This is a genomic window from Ochrobactrum sp. XJ1 (assembly GCF_024701725.1).
Lineage (GTDB): Bacteria > Pseudomonadota > Alphaproteobacteria > Rhizobiales > Rhizobiaceae > Brucella > Brucella anthropi.
Genome location: NZ_VDGD01000006.1, coordinates 204,279 through 227,255, shown reverse-complemented (window position 1 = coordinate 227,255; position 22,977 = coordinate 204,279). Strand labels below are relative to the sequence as shown.

The window sequence follows — 22,977 nt, the reverse complement described above, 5'->3', positions numbered from 1 at the left end:
TGGGAGCGAGCGATGAATGTAGCCAATCCTGTCCTGCGCGAGCAGTCTGACGGTAAGCCGGAAATCGCCGGCAAGCCGCTTCTGGAAATGCGCGGCATCAGCAAGTCTTTCGGCGTCGTCAAAGCGCTGAGCGATGTCAATTTCTCGGTCATGCCGGGCGAGATTCATGCCTTTGTCGGCGAGAACGGAGCAGGCAAGTCGACCTTGATGAAGGTGCTGTCAGGTGTCTATCCGCATGGCAGCTACGAGGGGTCGATCTTCTTCGACGGAGAAGAGCGACAGTTTCGCGACATCAACGATTCCGAAGCGCTTGGCATTGTCATCATCCATCAGGAGCTGGCGCTCATACCGCTCATGACGATTGCCGAGAACATTTTCCTCGTCAATCCGCCGGCAAGTTACGGGGTCATCGACCGCAGTACGGTGCACAAGCGCACCCGCGAGCTTTTGCAGAAGGTTGGCCTGTCGGAATCGCCCGATACGCTCGTCACCGATATTGGTGTCGGCAAGCAGCAGCTGGTCGAAATTGCCAAGGCATTGTCGAAGCGCGTGCGGCTTCTGATCCTCGACGAACCGACCGCAAGCCTCAACGAGACGGACAGCGCGGCATTGCTGGCGCTTCTGCGCGAGTTTCGTGCTCAAGGCATCACCTCGATCCTCATTTCGCACAAGCTCAATGAAATCCGCGAAGTTGCCGACAAGATCACGGTGCTGCGCGATGGCAAGGCAGTGGCGACACTTGACTGCAATGCGGGCGAGGTCGAGGAAGACGACATCATTCGCAAGATGGTCGACCGCGATCTGGAAAGCCGCTACCCGAAGCGCGATCCGAAGATTGGTGAGGTGATTTTCGAAGTCGACAACTGGTCGGTGCATCACCCGCTGCATCCGGAACGGCACTCGGTCAAGAATGTGTCGTTTAAGGTGAGGGCAGGTGAAATCGTCGGTATTGCCGGATTGATGGGGGCGGGACGCACAGAATTCGCCATGAGCCTGTTCGGGCGTTCATGGGGCACGAATATCAGCGGCGAGGCGCGTATCAACGGCAACAATGCCGATATTTCCACTGTGGCGCGGGCCATCAAGGCGGGGCTTGCCTATGTGACCGAGGATCGCAAGAAGCTCGGCCTGGTCTTAGGCGAAAATATTTCGCGCAACATCTCTCTTGCGCATTTACGCGGCGTCAGCCCGAAAGGCATCATCGACGATATTCGCGAAATGAAGATCGCGAATTCCTATCGCGAACAGATGAGCATTCGCTGTCACAATGTCTATCAGGAGACGGGCACGCTTTCGGGCGGCAACCAGCAGAAGGTGGTGCTATCGAAGTGGCTCTTCACCGGACCCGACGTGCTGATCCTCGATGAACCGACGCGCGGCATCGATGTCGGCGCGAAATATGACATCTACACAATTATCAATTCACTGGCGGATAGCGGCAAGGGCGTGGTCGTCATTTCTTCGGAAATGCCGGAGCTGATCGGCATCTGCGACCGCATCGTCGTCATGCATGAAGGAGCCTTTGTCGGCGAAGTCGCTGGCGAGGAAGCAACGCAGGAAAACATCATGCGCGCCATCATGCAGAACAAGGGAAAACGGCCATGAGCGAGAATATCATCGGAAGCAGTGGATCGAAAGCTCCGGCGAGCAGCGTGGGGCGGTATCTCAAGAACAATCTGCGTGAATCCGGCATGCTGATCTCGCTGGTCGCGATCATGATCTTCTTCCAGATCGTGACTGGCGGCGTGCTGATGAAGCCGCTGAACCTCACCAATCTGGTTCTGCAGAACAGCTATATCGTCATCATGGCGCTTGGTATGCTGCTTATCATCGTCACCGGGCACATCGACCTTTCGGTCGGCTCGGTCTGTGGCTTTATCGGTGCGCTCGCGGCTGTGATGATGGTGAAATGGGGAGTGCCGTTTCCTATCGCCGCCATTCTGTGCCTGCTGGCCGGGGGCATTATCGGCGCAATGCAGGGCTTTTGGGTCGCCTATTTCAATATTCCGTCCTTTATCGTCACGCTGGCTGGCATGCTGGTCTTCAAGGGGCTGATGCTTGCCGTGCTAGGCGGCCAGTCGGTCGGGCCGTTCCCGGTCGTGTTCCAGAAACTATCGTCCGGCTTTATTCCGGAAATCATCGGCACGACGGGTGGCGTCTATCTGACATCGCTCATCATCGGCGTGCTGCTGGCCGGTTTCATGATCTGGCAGAATGTCAAATCGCGTCAGCGTCATATCGCGCATGAAGTGGAAACGGAGCCTTTTGGCCTTTTCGTCATCAAGAACATCCTGTTCTTTTCGGCGATTGCCTATTTGTCGTTGCTGATTTCAATGCATCGCGGATTGCCGAACGTCCTCATCATTATGGCCGTTCTGATTGCGGCCTATGCGTTCCTCACCAATCGAACCGTGCTCGGGCGGCAAATTTATGCGGTCGGCGGCAACCGGCATGCGGCCAAGCTTTCGGGTGTGAAGACCGAACGGCTGACATTTCTGGCTTTCGTCAATATGGGTGTGCTGGCGGCGCTTGCTGGCCTGGTCTTTGCGGCGCGCCTTAACACGGCAACGCCCAAGGCCGGTATCGGCTTCGAGCTGGACGTGATCGCAGCCTGCTTCATCGGCGGTGCTTCCGCCTATGGCGGTGTGGGCCGTGTGACGGGTGCCGTGATTGGCGCGCTCATCATGGGCGTGATGAACAACGGCATGTCGATCCTCGGCATCGGTATCGACTATCAGCAGGTCATCAAGGGGATCGTGCTGCTGGGGGCTGTTTGTATCGACGTCTATAACCAGAAACGCTGATATTTCGGCTCTGACGGCCTGCAAATGGCGTTGTTTTGCGCTTCCGGTGCTCACGTACTTTGTTTAGGCACATAATCTTATCCGAAAAGTCTGCAACTTTTCGGGATTATGTTCAGAAGTACGCTCCGCTCCGGTTCTCAAACTCCACCATTTTCGGCTCGCCATAACCAAAATCTTAGCCGCTTCACTGACGTGCGGCGGTTCAGTTTTCAGATTGCCGTGCGGCGGGCGTGATCGAGATAGATTTCGCGCAGGCGCTGGGCAACTGGACCCGGTTTACCCGTGCCGATGGTTTTCTCGTCAATGACGGTGATCGGTGTGACGAATGTGCCTGCGCTGGTGAGGAAAGCTTCCTTTGCCGCATAGGCTTCATCAATGGTGAAGAGCCGCTCTTCCAGCTTCATGCCGGTCTCGGCGATCAGCTGCAGGAGCGAAAGCCGTGTGCAGCCGGGCAGAATGGAGTTGCTGTTCGGGCGTGTAACGACGACATCATCTTCGGTCACGATATAGGCGGTCGACGATGCGCCTTCGGTTACATAGCCGTCTTCAATCATCCACGCTTCATCGCAACCGGCGTTCTTGGCGATTTCCTTGGCAAGCGCTTGTGGCAGCAGACAGACCGTCTTGATGTCGCGGCGCTTCCAGCGCAGATCATCCAGCGAAAGCACACGGGCACCGGTTTTCAGCGCAGGCTTGTCGAGCAGATTGGCTTCCTGCGTGAACAGGACAACCGAAGGCTTCATGCCTTTCGCGGGCACGAAATCACGGTCGCGCCCGTCGCCGCGTGTCACCTGCAGATAGACCAGACCTTCGGTCAGATTGTTGCGGCGGATCAGCTCACGCTCGATGGCAACGATCTCGTCTTCGTTCATCGGCATCGGAATACCGATCTCGCCGGTCGAGCGGCGCAGGCGTCGCATATGCGGCTCGCTGTCGATGAGCTTGCTTTCGAGCACGGCAGTCACTTCGTAAATACCGTCGCCGAACAGGAAGCCACGGTCAAAGATGGAAATGCGCGCATCGCGGGCGGAAACATATTCGCCGTTGACATAGACGATGCGGTTTTCAAGTTCTTCTGCTGAAACGGCCATGATTGGATGTGTCCTGAAACGAAAAGACTGCGATCAAGTCGCAGTCTTTTCATAGGTCAGTCGGCTGCAATGGGAAACAGCTATTTTCAGGCAGCCTGCTTTGCTGCCGCAATGGCTTCGCTGCGGATTTCCTCGGTCAACTTCAGACGTAGTTCGGAGAATTCCGGGCTTGCCTTGACGTGGTAGGTGCGCGGATGCGCGATATCGACCGGCGTGATCGATTTGATCTTGCCCGGACGAGCCGTCATCGTGACCACGCGGGTTGCCATGAATATGGCTTCCTCGATGTCGTGGGTGACGAAGATGACCGTCTTGTGCTCCCGCTCCCAGATGCCGAGCAGAAGCTCCTGCATCAGTCCGCGGGTCTGGTTGTCCAGAGCGCCGAACGGCTCGTCGAGAAGCAGGATCTTTGGGTCGTTGGCGAGTGCGCGGGCAATCGCCGTACGCTGCTGCATGCCGCCCGAAAGCTGCTTTGGCCAGTGATCTTCAAAGCCGCGCAGTCCGACCTTGTCGATATAGCTGTCCACGATTTCACGCGCCTGTTTTTCCGGCACGCCTTTCTCACGAAGCCCGAAGCCGACATTCTGCCGGATGGTGAGCCATGGGAACAGCGTGTAGGACTGGAACACCATGCCGCGATCTGCACCCGGTCCGGTGACAGGATTGCCCTCCAGCGTCACGGTGCCGGTGGTCGGTTTGTCGAGACCGGCAATGATGCGAAGAAGCGTGGACTTGCCGCAGCCCGAGGGGCCGAGAACGGTCACGAAATCATTTTTCGGGATGATGAGGTCGGTCGGCTGCAATGCCAGTGTCGGCTTGCCACCATGCACGCCCGGAAAGGTGCGGCTCACGCCCTTGATGACAAGTTCCTGGTCGCTTTTGGTAACCATTATGCGAACCTCCATGCAAAGAGCCAGCGGTTGAAATATTTGAAGGCAAGGTCCGAGATCAGACCGATGACGCCGATCACGATGATGCCGAAGATGATCTGGCCGGTGGCCATCAGGGCCTGAGAGTTGATGATCATGTAGCCGATGCCGGACGATGCGCCGATGAGTTCGGCCACGATCACATAGGTCCATGCCCAGCCGAGCACGAGGCGCAGCGTTTCGGCAATGTCCGGCGCACTGGCAGGCATAAGTACGCGGCGAATGATGCCGCTGTTTGATGCGCCGAGCGTGTAGGCTGCTTCGACAAGATCGCGACGCGTATTGGAGACCGTCACGGCGATCATGAGAATGATCTGGAACACCGCGCCGATGAAAATGACGAGCAGCTTCTGTGTTTCACCAATGCCTGACCAGAGGATCAACAGCGGAACGAAAGCCGAAGCGGGAAGATAGCGCGCAAAAGAGACGAAGGGCTCCAGCAGCGCTTCAATCGGCTTGTATGCGCCCATGGCGATGCCGAGCGGAATGGCAACGACGCTAGCGAGTATGAAGCCGCCAAGCACGCGCCAGACAGTCATTCCGATATCGGACATAAAGCCTTGATTGGCGATAAGATCCCAACCGTCTTTGACCATGGTGATCGGGTCGGCGAGGAATGTCGGGGAAACGAAACCGCCCAGAGTGGCGATACCCCAGAACACAAAGAAGAGAACGAAGAATAGAATGCCCAGTAATATCCGGGTCTGACTGCCTATAGGCTGCAAGGGCTGCATATATTTTCCTGTTTAGTCGCGCATCCGCCGCACTCGACGGGCAGAAAATAAGGAAGCCCGGACGTGTCGTCCGGGCTTGCATATGAAGCGATGTTACTTGATGAAGCTTGTATCCACGATGTCATCGAGATTGGGCTTCGACTTGATCACACCCGCCTTCAGCAGAAGATCGGCGGCTTCGGTTGAAAACTCCTTGAATTCACCTTCAAAGAACTTCTGGTTGGCTGCCTTGTCCTGCCAGCGAAGATAGTCTGCCGACTTGCCGAAATCCTCGCCCGACTGCTTCACGTCCTTGCCCATGATTTCATAGGACTTCGCCTTGTCGGAAGCGATCATCTGCAGCGCTTCAAAGTAGCTGTCGGCAAGCGCCTTGGCGGCTTCGGGGTTCTTTCCAAGGAAATCGGGCGTGCAGCCGACCGTGTCCATGACCGCAGGATAATCGAGCGTGGTGGCAAGAATCTTGCCCTTGTCGGGTGCTGCGCGCACGGTTGAAAGATAAGGCTCGTAGGTCATGGCGGCATCGTTCTGGCCGGCCACGAAAGCCTGTGCAGCCGGTCCCGGCTCCATATTGACGACCTTGACGTCCTTGGTCGTCATACCGTTTTTGGCGAGCATGAAGGCGAGAAGGAAATAGGGCGACGTACCCGGAGCAGAAGCGGCAACCGTCTTGCCCTTCAGATCGGCGAAGGAATTCACATCGGCGCGCACCGCAATACCATCGGCACCGTAGGACTTGTCCATCTGGAATATCTGCTTGGTCTTCACGCCAGCCGCGTTCCAGACAATCCATGTTTCAACGGTGGTGGCCGCGCACTGGATATCACCGGAAGCGAGGGCCAGATGGCGGCTTGCCTGCGGGATTTTGGTCAGTGTGACGTCGAGGCCATTCTTCTTGAAAATTCCGGCTTCCTTGGCAAGCGTCAGCGGAGCAAAGCCGGTCCAGCCGGAAAAGCCAAGGGAAACGGCAGTTTCAGCGTGCGCCGCAGACGTTAACGTGAAAGCTGCTAGTACCGCCCCGGCAAGCAATGATTTCTTCATGTGTAGTACCCCTTTTATAGTGAGACTTTTTTGTCTCTTACTCCTGCCAAATTAACAGGACCGTATCGTCTGTCCAGAGAGTTCGTTGCGGTTCTTTGAATACTTCATTCTCGATGGAATAGTCGTAAACTACTGATCAGATTGGGCTAATCGAAATCAGGTAAGCGGCTCCCTTCCCCTTTAGTTCAAGAGGCAAGGCGTCGCAGTTTGTGGCGACCGCGCAATCATGCTGCTCAAGTTTCGTCGTTTTCGCCGCGAGTGTCAGATCGATCTGACCTTCGGCACAGAAAAGAAGAACCAGATTGCCATTGGCCTGGGTGAGCGTGGTGCCGTTGACGGGCAGGCGCCGGACCATATGGGCAAACCGTCCGCGCCGGGTCATCACATTGAGGTCGGTAATGGCCGATCCGATCAGCCGTGCGCTGGATTGAGCATCCGCAGCGAAGAACAGCGGTACGCTTTCGCAGGTGAGGGTGCTCTGCTGTCCTTCGACATCGAGCAAGATGCCGTCTCCTTCCAGCACCGACAATGTGCGGTCGATGCCGGGAAAGATGGAAAACGGGCCATCGCTGGCGACGGTCGCCATGGAAATGCGCCAGTCGAAATTATCGACTGACGCGCCTTCCGGATGGACGGCGATTTCGACCGTAACGCCGCCGCCATTTTTCCATGGCATGTGGCGATGACTTTCGGCCTTGAGAATTTCGACCATCAACCGAGCCATCCATTGGATGCTGCCCAGAAGGCAATTGGTGCCGTTAGCAGGATGCTGAGTGCCGTGCGGATATACCAGATCACGATCAGGTCCCGGAACTTGAGCGGGATCGAGGTGGCAAGGACGCAAGGGATTGAGGCCGACAGGAAGAGAACCTGGCTGACCGAGACAACGGCGGCGACGAACTTCAAAACGACATCGGCGTCCTTCAAGAGGATGGCTGGCAGGAACATTTCTGCAAGGCCGGACGCCATGGATTTTGCGGCAAGCATCGGATCGGCCAGTTGCGCAAGCCATGTAAACGGATAGAGCGCCAGACCCAGAAGATCAAAGATCGGCGTATATTTGGACGCAAGCAGGCCGAGAAGCCCGACCGCCATGATGCTGGGAAGGATCATGGCTGCCATGCGCAGGCCATCAAGGAACGTCGCCCCGAGAAGCGGCAGAAGCTTGGGGGCATTTTGTGCCTGCTGGATGCCGGTGTCGATTGCCGTTTGAATACGGCCTTTGCCTTCGGGCAATGGGGTATCGCGGTCGCCCGGATGATCCATGCGGCTCAATGGCCAGATGCGTGCGGTGATCGCGGAGACAATGAAAGTCACGAAGAAAGTGGTCCAGAAATAGAGGTTCCACGCGTCCATAAGGCCCAGCGTCTTTGCGACGATGATCATGAAGGTGGCTGATACCGTGGAAAAGCCGGTGGCGACGATTGCCGCTTCGCGGGCGGTGTATTTGCCTTCCTTGTAGACGCGCTCGGTGATGAGAAGTGCCAGCGAATAGCTGCCGACGAACGATGCCACGGCATCGATGGCCGACCAGCCCGGCGTGCGCCAGATCGGGCGCATGACTGGTTGTACGATGACGCCGGTAAATTCGAGCAGGCCATAGCCAATCAGGAAAGCCAGTGCCAGTGCACCGATCGGCACGATCAGGCCGACCGACAATACGAGCTTGTCGAACAGGAACGGCAGCATATCGGGCGTGAAAAGTGCAGCCGGACCGATATTGGCGAGATACATGGCAGTCGCAATGAGGCCGAGCAGACGCAGAACCGAGAAAATTCTTTCGGTTACATTCTTTTTCCACGTGCCCGTTACGAAAGGTGCAAAGGCACCATAAGCGATAAGCAAGCAGACGAAAACGAGAGCGGCAGGGCGAAGCTGCGTGGCAATCGCGGTCGCGGCGTGATCGAGCAGGATGGTCGATTTACCGCCAATGGTGACGGGCACGAAAAAGAAAAATATGCCTATGAAGCTGTATATGACCAGTTTCAAAGCCGCCGATCCACGAGAGGGCTCATTACGGCCAAGCGCTACGTCTGTCATCGTTATTCCCCAGTATTTACGTATTATCCAGCTATGAAAAAGGCGGCCCCCGGAAGGGCCGCCTTTCATTGATTTCTTAGTTGCCAAGGATGGCTGGAAGGCGCAGGCCCTGCTGCTTCGCCCAGTCGAGCGCGATATCGTAGCCCGCATCGGCATGGCGCATGACGCCGGTGGCCGGGTCGTTCCACAACACGCGACCGATGCGCTGATCGGCATCTTCGGTGCCGTCACAGCAGATGACCATGCCGGAATGCTGGCTGAAGCCCATGCCGACGCCGCCGCCGTGATGGAGTGACACCCACGTTGCGCCCGAAGCGGTGTTGAGCAGAGCATTGAGCAGCGGCCAGTCGGAGACTGCGTCCGAGCCATCCTTCATGGCTTCCGTTTCGCGGTTCGGCGAAGCCACCGAGCCGCTATCGAGGTGATCGCGACCGATAACGATTGGTGCCTTTAGCTCGCCATTGCGGACCATTTCGTTGAAGGCGAGGCCGAGACGATGGCGGTCACCGAGACCGACCCAGCAGATGCGTGCTGGCAGGCCCTGAAACTCGATACGTTCCTTTGCCATGTCGAGCCAGTTGTGCAGGTGCTTGTTGTCTGGCAGCAGCTCCTTCACCTTGGCGTCGGTCTTGGCGATATCTTCCGGATCGCCGGAAAGGGCAGCCCAGCGGAATGGGCCAATGCCGCGGCAGAACAACGGGCGGATATAGGCAGGCACGAAGCCCGGGAAATCGAAGGCGTTTTCCAGACCTTCTTCGAGTGCCATCTGGCGGATATTGTTGCCGTAATCGACGGTTGGAATGCCAGCATTCCAGAAGTCGAGCATGGCCTGAACCTGCACCTTCATCGAAGCGCGGGCGGCTTTCGCAACGCCCTTCGGATCGCTTTCCTGCTTGGCGCGCCATTCGGCGACGGTCCAGCCGATTGGCAGATAGCCATGTACCGGATCATGTGCCGAGGTCTGGTCGGTGACGATGTCGGGGCGTACGCCGCGCTTGACGAGTTCCGGATAGATTTCAGCCGCATTGCCGATGAGCGCGATGGACTTGGCTTCGCCTGCCTTGGTCCATGCATCGATCTTGGCCAGTGCTTCGTCGAGGCTATGGGTCTTTTCATCGACATAACGGGTGCGCAGGCGGAAATCAGCGCGGGTTTCGTCGCATTCGACCGCAAGGCAGCAAGCGCCTGCCATGACAGCTGCCAGAGGCTGTGCGCCGCCCATGCCGCCCAAGCCGCCGGTCAGAATCCATTTGCCCTTGAGGTTGCCATCATAATGCTGGCGACCGGCTTCCACGAAGGTTTCGTAGGTGCCCTGAACGATGCCCTGCGCGCCGATGTAGATCCACGAACCGGCGGTCATCTGGCCATACATGGCAAGACCCTTCTTATCCAGTTCGTTGAAATGATCCCAGGTCGCCCAATGCGGCACGAGGTTGGAATTGGCGATGAGAACGCGCGGTGCATCCTTGTGGGTGCGGAACACGCCCACCGGCTTGCCCGACTGCACCAGCAAGGTTTCGTCTTCATTGAGCGTCTTGAGGGTCGCGACAATCTTGTCGAAATCATCCCATGTGCGCGCAGCGCGGCCAATGCCGCCATAGACGACCAGCTCGTGCGGGCGTTCGGCGACATCGGGGTCAAGGTTGTTCATCAGCATGCGAAGCGGCGCTTCGGTCAGCCAGCTCTTGGCGTTGAGTTCGTCTCCGCGGGGCGCGCGGACTTCGCGCTCGTTATGGCGTGGATTGGACATGGTGTTCTCCTCAGGATTTCAGTTCTGCGGCTATTGCTTCCAGCCGCTGCAAAAGAGTTTTGAGATGCACGCGAAGCTTGTCCGCCCTGGCCTCGTCATAGGCGAAGGGAACCGCTTCGGTCGCAAGATGCGTGGATTGGGCAAGCTCCATCTGGATGGCGTGAACGCCAGTTTCCGGCTTGCCGTAATGGCGCGTCGTCCAGCCGCCCTTGAAGCGGCCATTGAGAATCGACGTGTAGCCTTCGGCCCGTCCCGTAACCTCAACGGCGGCAGCTTCGATCTTCGGATCGCAGGTCTTGCCCATGTCCGTGCCGATGTTGAAATCCGGCAATTTGCCTTCGAACAGGAACGGAATATGCGAGCGGATCGAATGGCAGTCATAAAGGATGGCGACGCCATGGATCGCCTTCACACGCTCGATTTCGGCTAAAAGCGCGTCGTGATAGGGCTTGTGGAAGCGCGTGATGCGGTCGGCAATATCGGCTTCCTTTGGTGCTTCGCCGTCTTTCCAGATGGCAATGCCGTCAAAGTCGGTTTCCGGGATCAGCGTCGTGGTGTTCTGGCCCGGATAGAGGCTGACACCCGCCGGATCACGATTGGCATCGATGCAATAGCGATGGAAGGTGGCGCGCACCGTGGTTGCGCCATCAATAAGGCCATCATAGAGCTGGTGAATATGCCAGTCGGTATCGGCAAGTATCCGGCCATTGTCGTTGAGCCGTGACCAGATGTCGTCAGGAACATCCGTGCCCGTATGGGGAAGGCCCAGAATGACGGGCGAGGTTCCCTGACGAACTTCGAACGGACTCATGATCACGCCTCCAGAGAGGGCAGGATGCCGCTCGAAACCGCCCCGGCAAGTGCACCGTCAGCCACCAGCTCAGCGGCATTCTTGAGGTCGTCTGCCATATAGCGGTCGTCTTCCAGCGTCGGCACGCGGCCGCGCAACGCGGCGATCACCTTGGCAAGCTCGGGGCTAGTGGTCAGCGGCTCGCGCAGCTCGACGCCTAATCCGCCGGTCAGCGCCTCAATACCGATAATGGCGTTGAGGTTGGCGGTCATCTGCAACAGGCGGCGCGCGCCATGGCAGGCCATGGACACATGGTCTTCCTGATTGGCCGAGGTCGGGGTGGAATCGACCGAAGCCGGATGCGCCATCTGCTTGTTTTCGCTCATGAGTGCTGCAGAGGTGACTTCTGCGATCATCAGGCCGGAATTGAGGCCCGGCTTGCGGGCGAGGAAGGCAGGAAGACCGAAGGAGAGGGCGGGGTCAACCAAAAGCGCGATGCGGCGCTGCGAAATCGCGCCGATTTCGCAGACGGCCAGCGCAATCTGATCGGCGGCGAAGGCAACAGGTTCGGCATGGAAATTGCCGCCCGACACGGCGCGACCGTCCGAGAGAACGAGCGGATTGTCGGTGACCGCATTGGCTTCGATTTCCAGTGTGCGGGCTGCCTGACGCAGAATGTCGAGGCAAGCGCCATCAACTTGCGGCTGGCAGCGAATGCAATAGGGGTCCTGCACGCGCTGGTCGCCCTCAAGGTGGCTCTGGCGGATGATGGAACCTTCGAGCAGGGCGCGCAGTGCCCGGCCAGCGTCGATCTGGCCCTTATGGCCGCGTAGCGTGTGGATTTCCTCGTGGAAAGGTGCGTCCGATCCCATGGCGGCATCGGTGGACAATGCGCCGGTGATGAGCGCTGTCTGTGCGGCGCGATGCGCACGGAAAAGACCTGCCAGTGCCAGAGCAGTCGAGGTCTGCGTGCCGTTGATCAGCGCCAGCCCTTCCTTGGCAGCAAGCACAACCGGCTTCAGCCCGGCCTTTTCGAGTGCCTTCGCGCTCGGCAGGCGTTCGCCCTGATAAAAGGCTTCACCTTCACCGATCATGGCCGCAGTCATGTGCGCCAGCGGTGCAAGGTCACCGGACGCGCCAACGGAACCCTTTTCCGGGATCATCGGGATCACGCCTTTTCCCAGCATGTCTTCGATGAGGGTGATGACTTCAAGTCGTACGCCGGAAGCGCCACGACCGAGCGAAATCAGCTTCAGCGCCATGATGAGGCGCACGATATTTTCCGAAAGCGGTTCGCCGACGCCGCAGCAATGCGACAGGATCAGATTGCGCTGGAGCGTGGCGACATCGCCCGCCGCAATACGGATCGAGGCAAGTTTTCCGAAGCCGGTATTGATGCCGTAAACCGGTTCATCCCCTGCCGCGATTTCCGCAATGCGTGCCGCAGCCTTTTCGACGCCTGCGTGAAAAGCAGTGTCGATGCGGACGGGGAGACCTTCGCGATAGATTGTTTCAAGTGTTTCAAGCGGCACGCTGCCGGGCTTCAATACGAGGGTCATGGAAAACTCCCAAAGAGCGCATCTCGAAAAACGTGAAGCGGTTTTCGAGATGCGCGTTGAAACAAAAACTCAGATTTGGCCTTTGAACACACGCTTCCAGAGCGGGTTGAAGCCGATGCGATAAACAAGCTCTGCCGGGCGCTCGACGTCCCAGATTGCGAGGTCGGCATCCTTGCCAATTTCCAGCGTGCCGGTCTGATCAAGAAGCCGGAGTGCGCGCGCTGCTTCGCGGGTCACGCCTGCAATGCATTCATCGACCGTCATGCGGAAGAGCGTTGCGCCCATATTCATGGTGAGCAGAAGCGAGGTCAGCGGCGAGGTGCCGGGATTGTTGTCGGTGGCGAGCGCCATCTTGGTACCCGCAGCACGGAAAAGCTCGACCGGCGGCTTTTGTGTTTCGCGAATGAAGTAGTAGGCGCCGGGCAGCAGCACAGCTACCGTTCCGGCCTTGGCCATAGCGGCAGCGCCGTCCGCATCCGTATATTCCAGATGATCGGCTGAAAGCGCATCATAAGATGCTGCAAGAGCCGCACCATGCAGATTGGACAACTGGTCGGCATGAAGCTTGACCGGAATATTATGCGCCTTGGCCGCATCGAAGACGCGGGTGATTTCATCCGGCAGGAAGGCGATGCCTTCGCAAAAACCGTCAACCGCATCGGCCAGATTTTCAGCGGCGATAGCCGGAAGCATATCGTTGATGACGCGGTCGATATAGGCGGCCTTGTCGCCATTCATTTCCGGCGGCAGGGCGTGCGCGCCAAGGAAGGTGGTGCGGACCGCCACGTCGCGCTCTTCGCTAAGACGGCGGGCGGCTTTCAACGACTTGATTTCGCTGTCACGGTCGAGGCCATAGCCGGACTTGACTTCAACGGTGGTGACACCTTCTGCAATCAGTGCATCGAGACGGGGCAGGGTTTCGCGCACCAGATCATCTTCGCTGGCAGCACGCAGGTTCTTGACTGAGGAAACAATGCCGCCGCCTGCACGTGCCACTTCTTCGTAAGTGGCACCATTCAGGCGCAGCTCAAATTCATGGGCGCGGTTGCCCGCATGGACAAGATGCGTGTGGCAGTCGATCAGGCCGGGCGTGATCAGGCGGTTCTCGCAGTCGATTTTCTCGAAAGATGCATATTCAGCAGGCAGAGCATTTTCCGGACCGACATAAGCGATCTTGCCGTCTTTCACGGCGAGCGCGGCATTGTCGATGAGCCCCAGACCCTCGGCGTTTTCACCCAAGGTGGCGATACGGGCGTTGCTGAAAATGTAGCTTGTTTTATCTGGCATGAGCGTTTTCTCGCTTCCCCTGTTTTTCAATAATGTATATACATATTAACGGAGCCGCCAAGAGAAAAAATGCATCCATTTGCGATCTGTTGAAAGATCGGCGTGTGAATTTGGCGAAATGAGGAGCTTGTTCGAATGTCTGCCGCAGCCACAAAAACGCAATTTATCCATGCCGGTCAGGCGCTTCTGCAAACAGGTTGGGCGGATGATGTGCGTCTTGGCATTGTCGATGGAAAAATCGCATCTGTGGAAACCGGCGTCAGTGCGCAGTCGGGCGACGAACACCATACAGTGATCGTTTCAGGCATGCCAAATCTGCACAGCCATGCGTTCCAATATGGCATGGCAGGACTGGCTGAGCGGCGTGGACCTTCTGCTGACAGCTTCTGGAGCTGGCGCGAGATCATGTACAAGTTTGCGCTCACCATGTCGCCGGAACAGGCCGAAGCTGCGGCGCTGCGGCTTTATGTCGACATGCTGGAGGCAGGATTTACCCGCGTCGGCGAGTTTCACTATCTGCATCATGACCGCGACGGTACACCTTACGGCAATATTTCCGAGATGGCGGATCGCATCGTTTCCGCGGCCGGAGCAGCGGGTATCGGCCTGACATTGCTGCCAGTGCTTTATGCGCATTCGACCTTTGGCGGTGCTGCTCCGAATGAAGGCCAGCGTCGGTTTATCAATGATGAAGCAAGCTTTGCGCGCCTAATCGAAGGCTGCCAGAAGGCGCTTGTCGGTTTCGATGGTGCCGTGCTTGGCGTAGCCCCGCACAGCTTGCGTGCTGTGACGCCGGATGAGCTGGCTTTTGCAGCAAAACTTCTGCCCAATGCGCCGATCCACATTCATATTGCCGAACAGGTGAAGGAAGTGGACGATTGCATCGCATGGTCGGGCCAACGACCGGTCGAATGGCTGCTCGATCATCAGGAATTGTCTTCGCGCTGGTGTCTCATTCACGCGACCCACATGACCGATGCGGAAACTGTGCGTATGGCCGAGGCGGGCGCGATTGCTGGTCTTTGTCCTGTGACGGAGGCCAATCTCGGCGACGGAACCTTCAATGCCACGGTCTTCCACGAAGCAGGCGGCAAGTTCGGCGTCGGCTCGGATTCCAATGTGCTGATCGGCATTAGCGATGAGTTACGCCAGTACGAATATTCGCAGCGTCTCCTGCACCGCGCGCGCAATGTTCTGGCCGAGAACGCAGGCTCGACAGGCCGCGCACTGTTCGATGGCGCGGTGACCGGCGGCAATATCGCCATGGGACGCGCAGGCGATGGCTTGGAAGCGGGGGCTTCGGCCGATTTCGTTGCGCTTGATGCGGCGCGTCTGCCACATGCAAAAGGCGACGCAGTGCTCGATGGCTGGATTTTTGGCGGTCGCGCACGACCGTCCGATGTATGGGTGCGCGGCGTTAAACAGGTGGAAGGCGGGCGTCACCGCTTGCGCGATGAAGCCGAGCGTGCTTTCCAGACAGTGATCGGCGAATTACTCGCCTGACAGGAGATGGCATGGCTGGCGAAGATTTGATCGTAAAGGACGCACCGGTGCTTTCGCTGCATCAGCGTATTCTGGACGATATAGAATCGCGCATCCTGTCAGGAGAATGGCTGCCCGGTCATCGCATCCCGTTCGAACACGAGCTGACGGAACAATATGGCTGTTCACGCATGACCGTGAACAAGGCGCTGACGCAGCTGGCAAAGGCCGGTCTGATTGAGCGCAAGCGGAGATCCGGCAGTTTTGTTTCCTTTCCGCAATCGCAGGCCGCAATCCTCGAAATCCACGATATTCGCGATGAAGTAGCAGCGCTTGGCGCCGCTTATCGGTTCGAGCTGACGAGCCGGCGCGAGCGATTGAGCGGACCAGCCGATGCAAGGCATATCGACATGCCGCGCCATACGCCGCTGGTTGAACTCGTCTGCCGTCACTATGCCGGCAAGCGTGTCTTCGCTTTGGAAGAGCGCATCATCAGTCTGGATGCGGTTCCGACCGCTGCGCAGACTGACTTTGCTGAAAATTCACCGGGACCATGGCTGGTTTCGTGCGTGCCGTGGAGTAGCGCAAAACACTCGATACGTGCGATTGCCGCCACGCAGGAAAATGCTGGCATGCTCGGTATTCCGCTGGGGGCGCCCTGTCTGGTGATCGAGCGCCAGACCTGGAATGCTGACCAGCCGGTAACACATGTACGCTTTACCTATCCCGGCGACAGCCATGCGCTGGTGGCGAATTTCACGCCATCGCAGGGAGGATAAGTGGCTGGTCCTGCACATTACGGCCCGGCAAACGCATCGGCGCGCTTTTCGTCATGGTTTGACTGTTAGCTTTCCGATCATATCGGGGTGAAAACGGCAGTAAAATTTGACCGCTTCTGGCGATTTCAGAACCTGTCTCGTAACCTTCCCGGGTGGCAGGAGAATATCCCATCCTCCCTTTACGGTTGCGGTGTGCTGCATGGGGTCCTTGTTGTTCCATTCGATCACATCGCCCACATTTGCCTCAATGTTCTGCGGCGAAAAAGCAAGTTTCTCGACCGTAATCTCAATCGTTTTCGCCTCTGCCGGGACACTGATAATCAGCAGCCCGGCAAGTATGGTGACAGCTTGAACATATCTCATCGGACCGGTCCTATTTCAAAGACATGGCGATGTGTTCGGCATGTTGCTCATGGCTCTGGAACAATTTGAGACCGGTTTTGAGCAGGCTCTTCAGTTCAGTGTTGCTGGCGGACGGGATAAGTGCGGTTTTCAGCGCCTTGTTCACTTCCTTATGATAGGCAACCTCGTTGTCGACATAGGATTTGTCGAAAGCTGCGCCATCGAGCTTGCTCAACCTGGTCAGTTCTTCTGCTGCCGCTTTGGACAAGGCTTTGCTTGTGTCGTTATCCTCCGGTGTGACGTTCAGTTTCTTGACCAGAGCGAGCGCCTGCTGATTGACCGCTTCATGATCACGCAGCATGGTCTGTGCGAACTCAAGCACCGTTTTGTTTTTGGATTTTTCGAGGGCCTGTTTGGCAGCCGCGACATCGATGGCGCCTGCCGTGTAGGCGATATGGGCTATCGCCGGATCGTGTAATTTTCCGTCATGGGCAATTGCCAAAGACAGACTGCCGCAAATGCAAATTGTAGCAACGGATACAACTGAACGAATAGACATGGAACTCTCCCTTGTCCGGCGCCTTTTTACGGGCTCCAGATAGTTGTTTCGTCGCATTATCCTACGCAAAACCGCTTCGCACTTTTGCTGGAAATGCTCTAGTGACAGCTATTGGATGCAGGAGAGTTCAAAAGGTTCCTGACATTATGTCAGTTCGTCCAGCCGCGCCAAAACGGCGGTTATAATCCGCTCGCAGCGTTTGCCTGCGAAGGGAAAGGCATCCAGTAATACAGGGCCGATTTTCTCGTCCAGCTGTTTTCGCAACAGATATCGGGCGCGGTGAAGACGTGTCTTTACGGTTTGCGGGCGCAGATTCAACAATTCGGCTGTTTCATCCACGCTCAAGCCTTCAATGACCCGTGCGACGAATACGAGGCGAAAAATTTCCGGCAGATTATCCGTTGCCTGTTCGACCAGCTGCAATATCTGGCGCTGCGCAAAACTGCGTTCGGGGTCATTCACGCTCATGTCGGATGGAAACGGGATGATATTGTTTGTGTCGGGTGTGGTCTCAAGAAGCTTCTCGACCTTCCGGGTTTTGCGCAGACGACCGAGGGCTTCGTGAATTGCAATACGGGATAGCCACGTGGTCAGGCTGGATTGGCCGCGAAAGCGATCAAGACTCCTGAAAGCCAGAAAATAGGTCTCCTGAACCACATCTTCCGCTTCGCTGTCGTTGCGCACGATGCCGCGGGCCAGACGATAGAGCCGCTGATTGTTGGTCTGCATGACTTTGCGCAGCGCTTCCAGATCGTGCATTTTTGCGCACTGGGCGAGGACAAGATCATCCTGAAATGTTGGAGAGGTGGCGGGTAACGCTGTTTTTGCACGCATGGGTCAAACTCCTGTGGAGTTTCATTGGATGTATGCGAGGCCAAAAGGTTCCCGAAACAAGACAATATACGTTCTGAATAGTATCGCGGTTTGATATTTCCCGATAGCGGCGAATGAATTGCTGTTATCAAAAAAAAGCCGCCGCAGGGGAACAGCGGCGGCGAGCGCATCGGTCTAAAAATCGATGCGTAGTTTAAAAATAGAGCGCATCTTGTCCGAAAACCGTTGCACACTTTTCGGGATGCGCTCTAAAAGGCAGCATGACTTGGGTGAAGGTCAGGCTGCGCGTTTGATGGCGTCACCGATGACGGACACGATCGTGTCGATCTGTTCCTTTTCCACGATCAGCGGTGGCGAAAGCGCGATCACATCGCCGGTTACGCGGATGAGCAGGCCCTTCTTGAAGCAATCCACGAAAACATCGTAGGCGCGGGCGCCCGGTGCATCCTTGCGCGACGAGAGTTCGATGGCGCCAACCAGACCGAGGTTGCGAATGTCGATGACGTTCGAAACGCCCTTGAGCGAATGGAGTGCCTCCTGCCAATGATTGGCAAGTTCCGCACCGCGCGTCAGCAAGCCTTCCTCGGCATAGACTTCCAGTGTTGCAAGGCCGGCAGCAGCGGCAACCGGATGGCCGGAATAGGTGTAGCCATGGAACAACTCGATGGCGTTTTCGGGGCCGGTCATGAGGCCATCATAGACCTTGCGGGCAGCGAAGACTGCGCCCATCGGGATGGCGCCATTGGTCAGGCCCTTGGCGGTTGTCACGAGGTCGGGCACGACGCCGAAATAATCAACGGCAAACGGCGTGCCGAGGCGGCCGAAACCGGTGATGACTTCGTCGAAGATCAGGAGGATGCCATGCTTGTCTGCCGTAGCGCGGAGGCGTTCCAGATAGCCCTTCGGTGGCAGGATGACGCCAGCCGAACCGGACATCGGTTCAACGATAACCGCAGCGATCTTTTCAGCGCCATGCAGCTGGACGAGACGTTCCAGATCGTCGGCAAGTTCGATGCCGTTTGCAGGCAGGCCCTTGGAGAAGGCGTTCTTCTCGATATCGAGCGTATGACGCAGATGGTCGGCAGGAATCTGTGGGAAGACGCGGCGGTTATTGACAAGGCCGCCGACGGAAATGCCGCCGAAACCAACGCCGTGATAGCCCTTTTCGCGACCCAGAACCATGGTGCGGGTGCCCTGGCCGATGGCGCGCTGATAGGCGATGGCGATCTTCAGTGCGGTATCGACCGATTCCGAACCGGAATTGGTGAAGAATACGCGGTCAAGTTTTGCATCCGGTCCGCCCGGCGCGATGGCCGCGAGCTTTTCAGCAAAGTCGAAAGCCACATTATGGCCCATCTGGAAGGTCGGTGCGAAATCCATGGTCGAAATCTGGCGCTCGACAGCTTCGGTGATGCGCTTGCGGCCATGACCGGCATTGCAGCACCAGAGACCAGCCGTGCCGTCCAGAACCTGATTGCCATCGGTGTCGGTGTAATACATGCCCGAAGCACTTGCGAGCAGGCGAGGCGCTGCCTTGAACTGCCGGTTCGCGGTGAACGGCATCCAGAAGTTCTCAAGGCTTGGCGTGTTGGTTTTGGTGAGCATAATTACCTCCTATTTGTAAGCAGCAGGCCACGCTTTGCGAGGTGCAACAAGTCCTTTTCTTCAAGATATTAAGCTATTGTTTTTATGTGGGATAATTATCAAGTTTGTGCTATATCGAACATCATAAACATGGGGAAGAGTTCGATGAGCATCGATATCGGCGGGAGGCTTCGTTATGTGCGCATGCGGCAGAATCTGTCGCAGCGTGAGCTGGCCAAAAGGGCAGGTGTGACCAACTCCACCATCTCCCTCATCGAGGCCAATCAGTCCAATCCGTCCGTCGGTGCATTGAAGCGCATTCTCGACGGTATTCCCATCGGCATGGCCGAGTTTTTCGCGCTCGAACCGGATGCGCCGCACAAGGTATTCTATCAGGCCGAGGAACTGGTGGAAATCGGCAAGGGCCCAATTTCCTATCGGCAGGTGGGAGACCATCTGTTTTCGCGCTCTTTACAGATGCTGAAGGAGCGTTATGAGCCGGGTTCCGATACGGGAAAAGTGCTTTTGATGCACGAGGGCGAGGAAGGCGGCATCGTCATTTCTGGCCGCATCGAAGTGACGGTCGGCAGTGAACGCCGCATTCTGGGGCCGGGTGACGCCTATTACTTTTCCAGCAAGCTGCCGCACCGGTTCCGTTGCGTCGGACCGGTGCCATGCGAAATCGTCAGCGCCTGCACGCCGCCGAGTTTTTGAATCGCCTTGAGGAAGGCGATTCAATTTCGTGCAAATAGTCTATTCGTAGCGGGAAATACCGAGATCGTCGGCCCGGATATCCGGCTTGTTGCCGGAAATAAGGTCGGCGAGCAATTTGCCGGAACCGCACGACATCGTCCAGCCGAGCGTTCCGTGACCGGCATTGATGAACACGTTGTCGTAGCGCGTTGCACCGATGATCGGCGTGGAATCCGGTGTCATCGGGCGCAGGCCGGACCAGAAGGTTGCCGCTTTCAGATCGCCGCCGGGGAACAGGTCCGTTACCGACAGATCGAGCGTTGCGCGCCGCGCGGCAGGCAGGTCCGTGGTGAAGCCCGAGACTTCCGCCATACCGCCAACGCGGATGCGGTCGCCAAGACGGGTGATCGCAATCTTGTAGCTCTCGTCGAGCACCGTCGAAACCGGAGCGCGATCCTCGTCGACAATCGGTGCCGTGATGGAATAGCCCTTCACCGGATAGATCGGGGCGTTAAGGCCAAGCGATTTGACGAGCGCAGGCGTATAGCTGCCAAGAGCGACGACATAACGGTCGGCGGTCAGGACACCCTCGGAGGTCTCGACGCCGGAAACCTTGCCGCCGGACATCAGTAACGACTTGATGTTGACGCCGAAGCGGAATTTTACACCGAGTCCTTCGGCAATCTTTGCCAGCGCATTGGTGAACTTGAAGCAGTCGCCGGTTTCGTCATGCGGAAGACGCAGGCCGCCGACGAACTTGTCCTTCACGCGGGCAAGTGCCGGCTCCACCTTGGCGCAGCCTTCGCGGTCGAGGACTTCGAACGGCACGCCATCCTGACGCAGTACCTCAATATCCTTGCCGATACCGTCGAGCTGATACTGCTCGCGGAAAAGCTGGAGCGTGCCCTGCATGCGCTGGTCGTATTCGATGCCGGTTTCCTTGCGCAGATCGACAAGGCAATCGCGCGCATATTCGGCTACGCGCACCATGCGGGTCTTGTTGACCTTGTAACGGCTGTCGGTGCAGTTCGCGAGCATCTGCAGGAGCCAGCTATACTGAACCGGATCGCAAGTCGGACGCAAAACTAGTGGCGCGTGCTTCTGGAACAGCCATTTCGCGGCCTTGAACGGAATGCCGGGCGCGGCCCATGGCGAGGCATAGCCCGGCGAAACCTGACCGGCATTGGCAAAGCTCGTTTCCAGTGCGGGGCCTTCTTCGCGGTCGACAACGGTTACCTCGTGACCGAGCTTGGCGAGGTAGTAGGCGGTCGTAACGCCAATGACGCCGCTGCCGAGAATGGTGATCTGCATGTTCGCCTCTTGTCTTATACTTTTATGTCGCTCGCGCCGCTCTCCACGTAGACACGTGCATAACGGTTGCCGAGCGCAGTCAGAATTTCATAGGGAATAGTGTCGCAATCGCGCGCCACGTCTTCGAGGCGCTGGTGCGGGCCGATCAGCTCCACAAGACTGCCGAGTTTCAGCGTGCCTTCCGGCAATGCGCTGACGTCGAGCGTGATTGAGTCCATCGACACACGGCCGATGATCGGCAGTCGCGTATCGCCAAAGAAGGCCGCACCCTTGTTGCTGAGAGAACGGAACCAGCCATCGGCATATCCGACAGCAATCGTTGCAACCCGCATCGGCCCTTCGGCGATATAGGCGCCGCCATAGCCAACCGCCGCCCCCTTGTCGATCTCGCGCACCTGAATGACGCGTGCCGAAAGGGTGAGGACAGGAATGATCTCGCTTTTCGGTCCAACGCCATAAAGCGCGACACCGGGGCGGGCGAGGTCGAAATGATAGGTCTTGTCGAGGAAGCTGCCGCCGGAATTGGCAAAAGCAACCGGCAGTTTTGGCAGGCGCGCAAGCAGCGCGGTCATATTGGCAAGCTGACGGGCATTTGCCGCATTTTCCGGTTCGTCACCGCTGGCCAGGTGGCTGATGACAAACTTGATGTCGATGGCATCCAGAAGCGTGGCGTTCTCAAGAAAGCGTTCAAATTCCTTCGGCGACAGGCCGAGACGCGACATGCCGGTATCGAGCTGGAGCAGGGCGGGCAGCTTCTTGCCCTGTCTGGTGGCGAGTGCCGCCCAGTTTTCAATCTGTTCCAGCGAGTTGAGAACTGGCAGAATGCCTTCGCGGGCGCAGGCTTCTTCGGTTCCCGGTTGAAGACCGTTCAAAACGTAGAGCGTCGCGTCGGGCTGGAGAAACGGCTTCAGCGCTATCGCTTCGCCGAGATGGGCGACGAAGAAGTCACGGCAACCGGCATCGTAAAAAGCTGGCGCAACACGACTGGCGCCGAGCCCGTAGGCATCTGCCTTCACAACGGCAGCAGCGCGGGTGGGGGCGATATGACGGGCAATGGCCGAATAATTGTGACGCAGCGCCGACAGGTCGATGGTCAATACGCCACCGGCGGCAAGATCGCGCTCATCCTGTGAAAATTGCATCGACATCTCAACCATTTGCACGGTTCTTTCCAAACTGCTCACTACGCTACGAGAACGCCTGGAAGGTCATTGTCGATATGGATCGTCTGCCGCCCAAAGCATATAAGCCTCGGTTGAGAAACCTTGTGACTCCTCACTCCCAAAGCTTGCTCGCATATTAGTCGAAGACTATTCGAATGTTTTTGCTATTTGTCGCATATTATGCGAATTTTCGCACATCTTGCGCATA

The 22,977-nt window shown here is 57.4% G+C and carries 21 protein-coding genes; 5 read left to right on the top strand and 16 right to left on the bottom strand.

Annotation, left to right across the window (positions count from 1 at the left end):
* Positions 1 to 12 precede the first annotated feature (12 nt).
* Both mmsA and mmsB read left to right on the top strand, forming a co-directional pair.
* Positions 13 to 1,605: a multiple monosaccharide ABC transporter ATP-binding protein gene (mmsA, locus tag FG152_RS12775; RefSeq protein ID WP_036580513.1), complete on the top strand. Its 1,593-nt coding sequence runs from the start codon at positions 13 to 15 to the stop codon at positions 1,603 to 1,605.
* The gene (gene mmsB / locus FG152_RS12770; protein WP_010659495.1) at positions 1,602 to 2,804 is read left to right on the top strand and encodes a multiple monosaccharide ABC transporter permease; all 1,203 of its coding nucleotides are present in this window, start codon (positions 1,602 to 1,604) and stop codon (positions 2,802 to 2,804) included. Before mmsA ends, mmsB begins: the two co-directional genes overlap by 4 nt.
* A 209-nt stretch (positions 2,805 to 3,013) precedes the next feature.
* Here the strand turns inward: mmsB and FG152_RS12765 are convergent, their stop codons facing one another.
* The 10 genes from FG152_RS12765 to hutI all read right to left on the bottom strand — a co-directional run bounded on the left by FG152_RS12765 (position 3,014) and on the right by hutI (position 14,022).
* Positions 3,014 to 3,895 (bottom strand): D-amino-acid transaminase, encoded by an 882-nt coding sequence (locus FG152_RS12765; RefSeq protein ID WP_010659496.1) that lies wholly within the window; start codon positions 3,893 to 3,895, stop codon positions 3,014 to 3,016.
* 86 nt (positions 3,896 to 3,981) lie between these two features.
* Positions 3,982 to 4,785, bottom strand: coding sequence for an ABC transporter ATP-binding protein (locus FG152_RS12760; protein ID WP_010659497.1), 804 nt, complete (start codon positions 4,783 to 4,785; stop codon positions 3,982 to 3,984).
* Positions 4,785 to 5,558: an ABC transporter permease gene (locus FG152_RS12755; RefSeq protein ID WP_010659498.1), complete on the bottom strand. Its 774-nt coding sequence runs from the start codon at positions 5,556 to 5,558 to the stop codon at positions 4,785 to 4,787. The genes FG152_RS12760 and FG152_RS12755 overlap by 1 nt, the downstream gene beginning before the upstream one ends.
* Before the next feature lie 93 nt (positions 5,559 to 5,651).
* A complete protein-coding gene (locus FG152_RS12750) occupies positions 5,652 to 6,596 on the bottom strand; it encodes an ABC transporter substrate-binding protein (protein ID WP_010659499.1) in 945 nt (314 codons plus the stop codon).
* Between the two features lie 136 nt (positions 6,597 to 6,732).
* Positions 6,733 to 7,311, bottom strand: a complete 579-nt coding sequence (locus FG152_RS12745; RefSeq protein ID WP_029376046.1) for a HutD/Ves family protein — start codon at positions 7,309 to 7,311, stop codon at positions 6,733 to 6,735.
* Positions 7,308 to 8,636: a YjiH family protein gene (locus FG152_RS12740; protein WP_498986714.1), complete on the bottom strand. Its 1,329-nt coding sequence runs from the start codon at positions 8,634 to 8,636 to the stop codon at positions 7,308 to 7,310. Before FG152_RS12740 ends, FG152_RS12745 begins: the two co-directional genes overlap by 4 nt.
* A gap of 76 nt (positions 8,637 to 8,712) precedes the next feature.
* Positions 8,713 to 10,386 (bottom strand): urocanate hydratase, encoded by a 1,674-nt coding sequence (hutU, locus tag FG152_RS12735; protein ID WP_036580486.1) that lies wholly within the window; start codon positions 10,384 to 10,386, stop codon positions 8,713 to 8,715.
* 10 nt (positions 10,387 to 10,396) lie between these two features.
* Positions 10,397 to 11,197: an N-formylglutamate deformylase gene (hutG, locus tag FG152_RS12730; protein ID WP_010659503.1), complete on the bottom strand. Its 801-nt coding sequence runs from the start codon at positions 11,195 to 11,197 to the stop codon at positions 10,397 to 10,399.
* 2 nt (positions 11,198 to 11,199) lie between these two features.
* On the bottom strand, positions 11,200 to 12,735 hold the full coding sequence (gene hutH, locus FG152_RS12725; RefSeq protein ID WP_010659504.1) for a histidine ammonia-lyase: 1,536 nt from the start codon (positions 12,733 to 12,735) through the stop codon (positions 11,200 to 11,202).
* A 69-nt stretch (positions 12,736 to 12,804) separates the two neighbouring features.
* Complete coding sequence (gene hutI, locus FG152_RS12720; protein ID WP_010659505.1) at positions 12,805 to 14,022, bottom strand: imidazolonepropionase; 1,218 nt, start codon at positions 14,020 to 14,022, stop codon at positions 12,805 to 12,807.
* Positions 14,023 to 14,157: 135 nt separating this feature from the next.
* Between hutI and FG152_RS12715 the strand changes: the two genes are divergently transcribed.
* Positions 14,158 to 15,525 carry a formimidoylglutamate deiminase gene (locus FG152_RS12715; protein WP_010659506.1) on the top strand — a complete coding sequence of 456 codons (1,368 nt, stop codon included), beginning with the start codon at positions 14,158 to 14,160 and terminating at the stop codon, positions 15,523 to 15,525.
* An 11-nt stretch (positions 15,526 to 15,536) separates the two neighbouring features.
* Positions 15,537 to 16,283, top strand: a complete 747-nt coding sequence (gene hutC / locus FG152_RS12710) for a histidine utilization transcriptional repressor HutC (protein ID WP_010659507.1) — start codon at positions 15,537 to 15,539, stop codon at positions 16,281 to 16,283.
* 51 nt (positions 16,284 to 16,334) lie between these two features.
* Here hutC and FG152_RS12705 read toward each other — a convergent pair whose 3' ends face one another.
* The 4 genes from FG152_RS12705 to aptA form a co-directional block, all read right to left on the bottom strand.
* Positions 16,335 to 16,646, bottom strand: a complete 312-nt coding sequence (locus FG152_RS12705) for a cupredoxin domain-containing protein (protein ID WP_010659508.1) — start codon at positions 16,644 to 16,646, stop codon at positions 16,335 to 16,337.
* Positions 16,647 to 16,656: 10 nt separating this feature from the next.
* Positions 16,657 to 17,184: a DUF4142 domain-containing protein gene (locus FG152_RS12700; protein ID WP_010659509.1), complete on the bottom strand. Its 528-nt coding sequence runs from the start codon at positions 17,182 to 17,184 to the stop codon at positions 16,657 to 16,659.
* Positions 17,185 to 17,328: 144 nt separating this feature from the next.
* On the bottom strand, positions 17,329 to 18,018 hold the full coding sequence (locus FG152_RS12695) for an RNA polymerase sigma factor (protein WP_010659510.1): 690 nt from the start codon (positions 18,016 to 18,018) through the stop codon (positions 17,329 to 17,331).
* 276 nt (positions 18,019 to 18,294) lie between these two features.
* Positions 18,295 to 19,623, bottom strand: coding sequence for an omega-aminotransferase AptA (aptA, locus tag FG152_RS12690; protein ID WP_010659511.1), 1,329 nt, complete (start codon positions 19,621 to 19,623; stop codon positions 18,295 to 18,297).
* A gap of 144 nt (positions 19,624 to 19,767) precedes the next feature.
* On the opposite strand from aptA, the gene FG152_RS12685 reads away from it, so the two are divergent.
* Entirely contained in the window at positions 19,768 to 20,316 is a 549-nt protein-coding gene (locus FG152_RS12685; protein ID WP_010659512.1) for a cupin domain-containing protein, read from the top strand.
* Between the two features lie 39 nt (positions 20,317 to 20,355).
* On the opposite strand, the gene FG152_RS12680 is transcribed toward FG152_RS12685, so the two are convergent.
* The gene (locus FG152_RS12680) at positions 20,356 to 21,606 is read right to left on the bottom strand and encodes a D-amino acid dehydrogenase (protein WP_010659513.1); all 1,251 of its coding nucleotides are present in this window, start codon (positions 21,604 to 21,606) and stop codon (positions 20,356 to 20,358) included.
* A gap of 14 nt (positions 21,607 to 21,620) precedes the next feature.
* Entirely contained in the window at positions 21,621 to 22,763 is a 1,143-nt protein-coding gene (gene alr, locus FG152_RS12675; protein WP_010659514.1) for an alanine racemase, read from the bottom strand.
* Positions 22,764 to 22,977 lie beyond the last annotated feature (214 nt).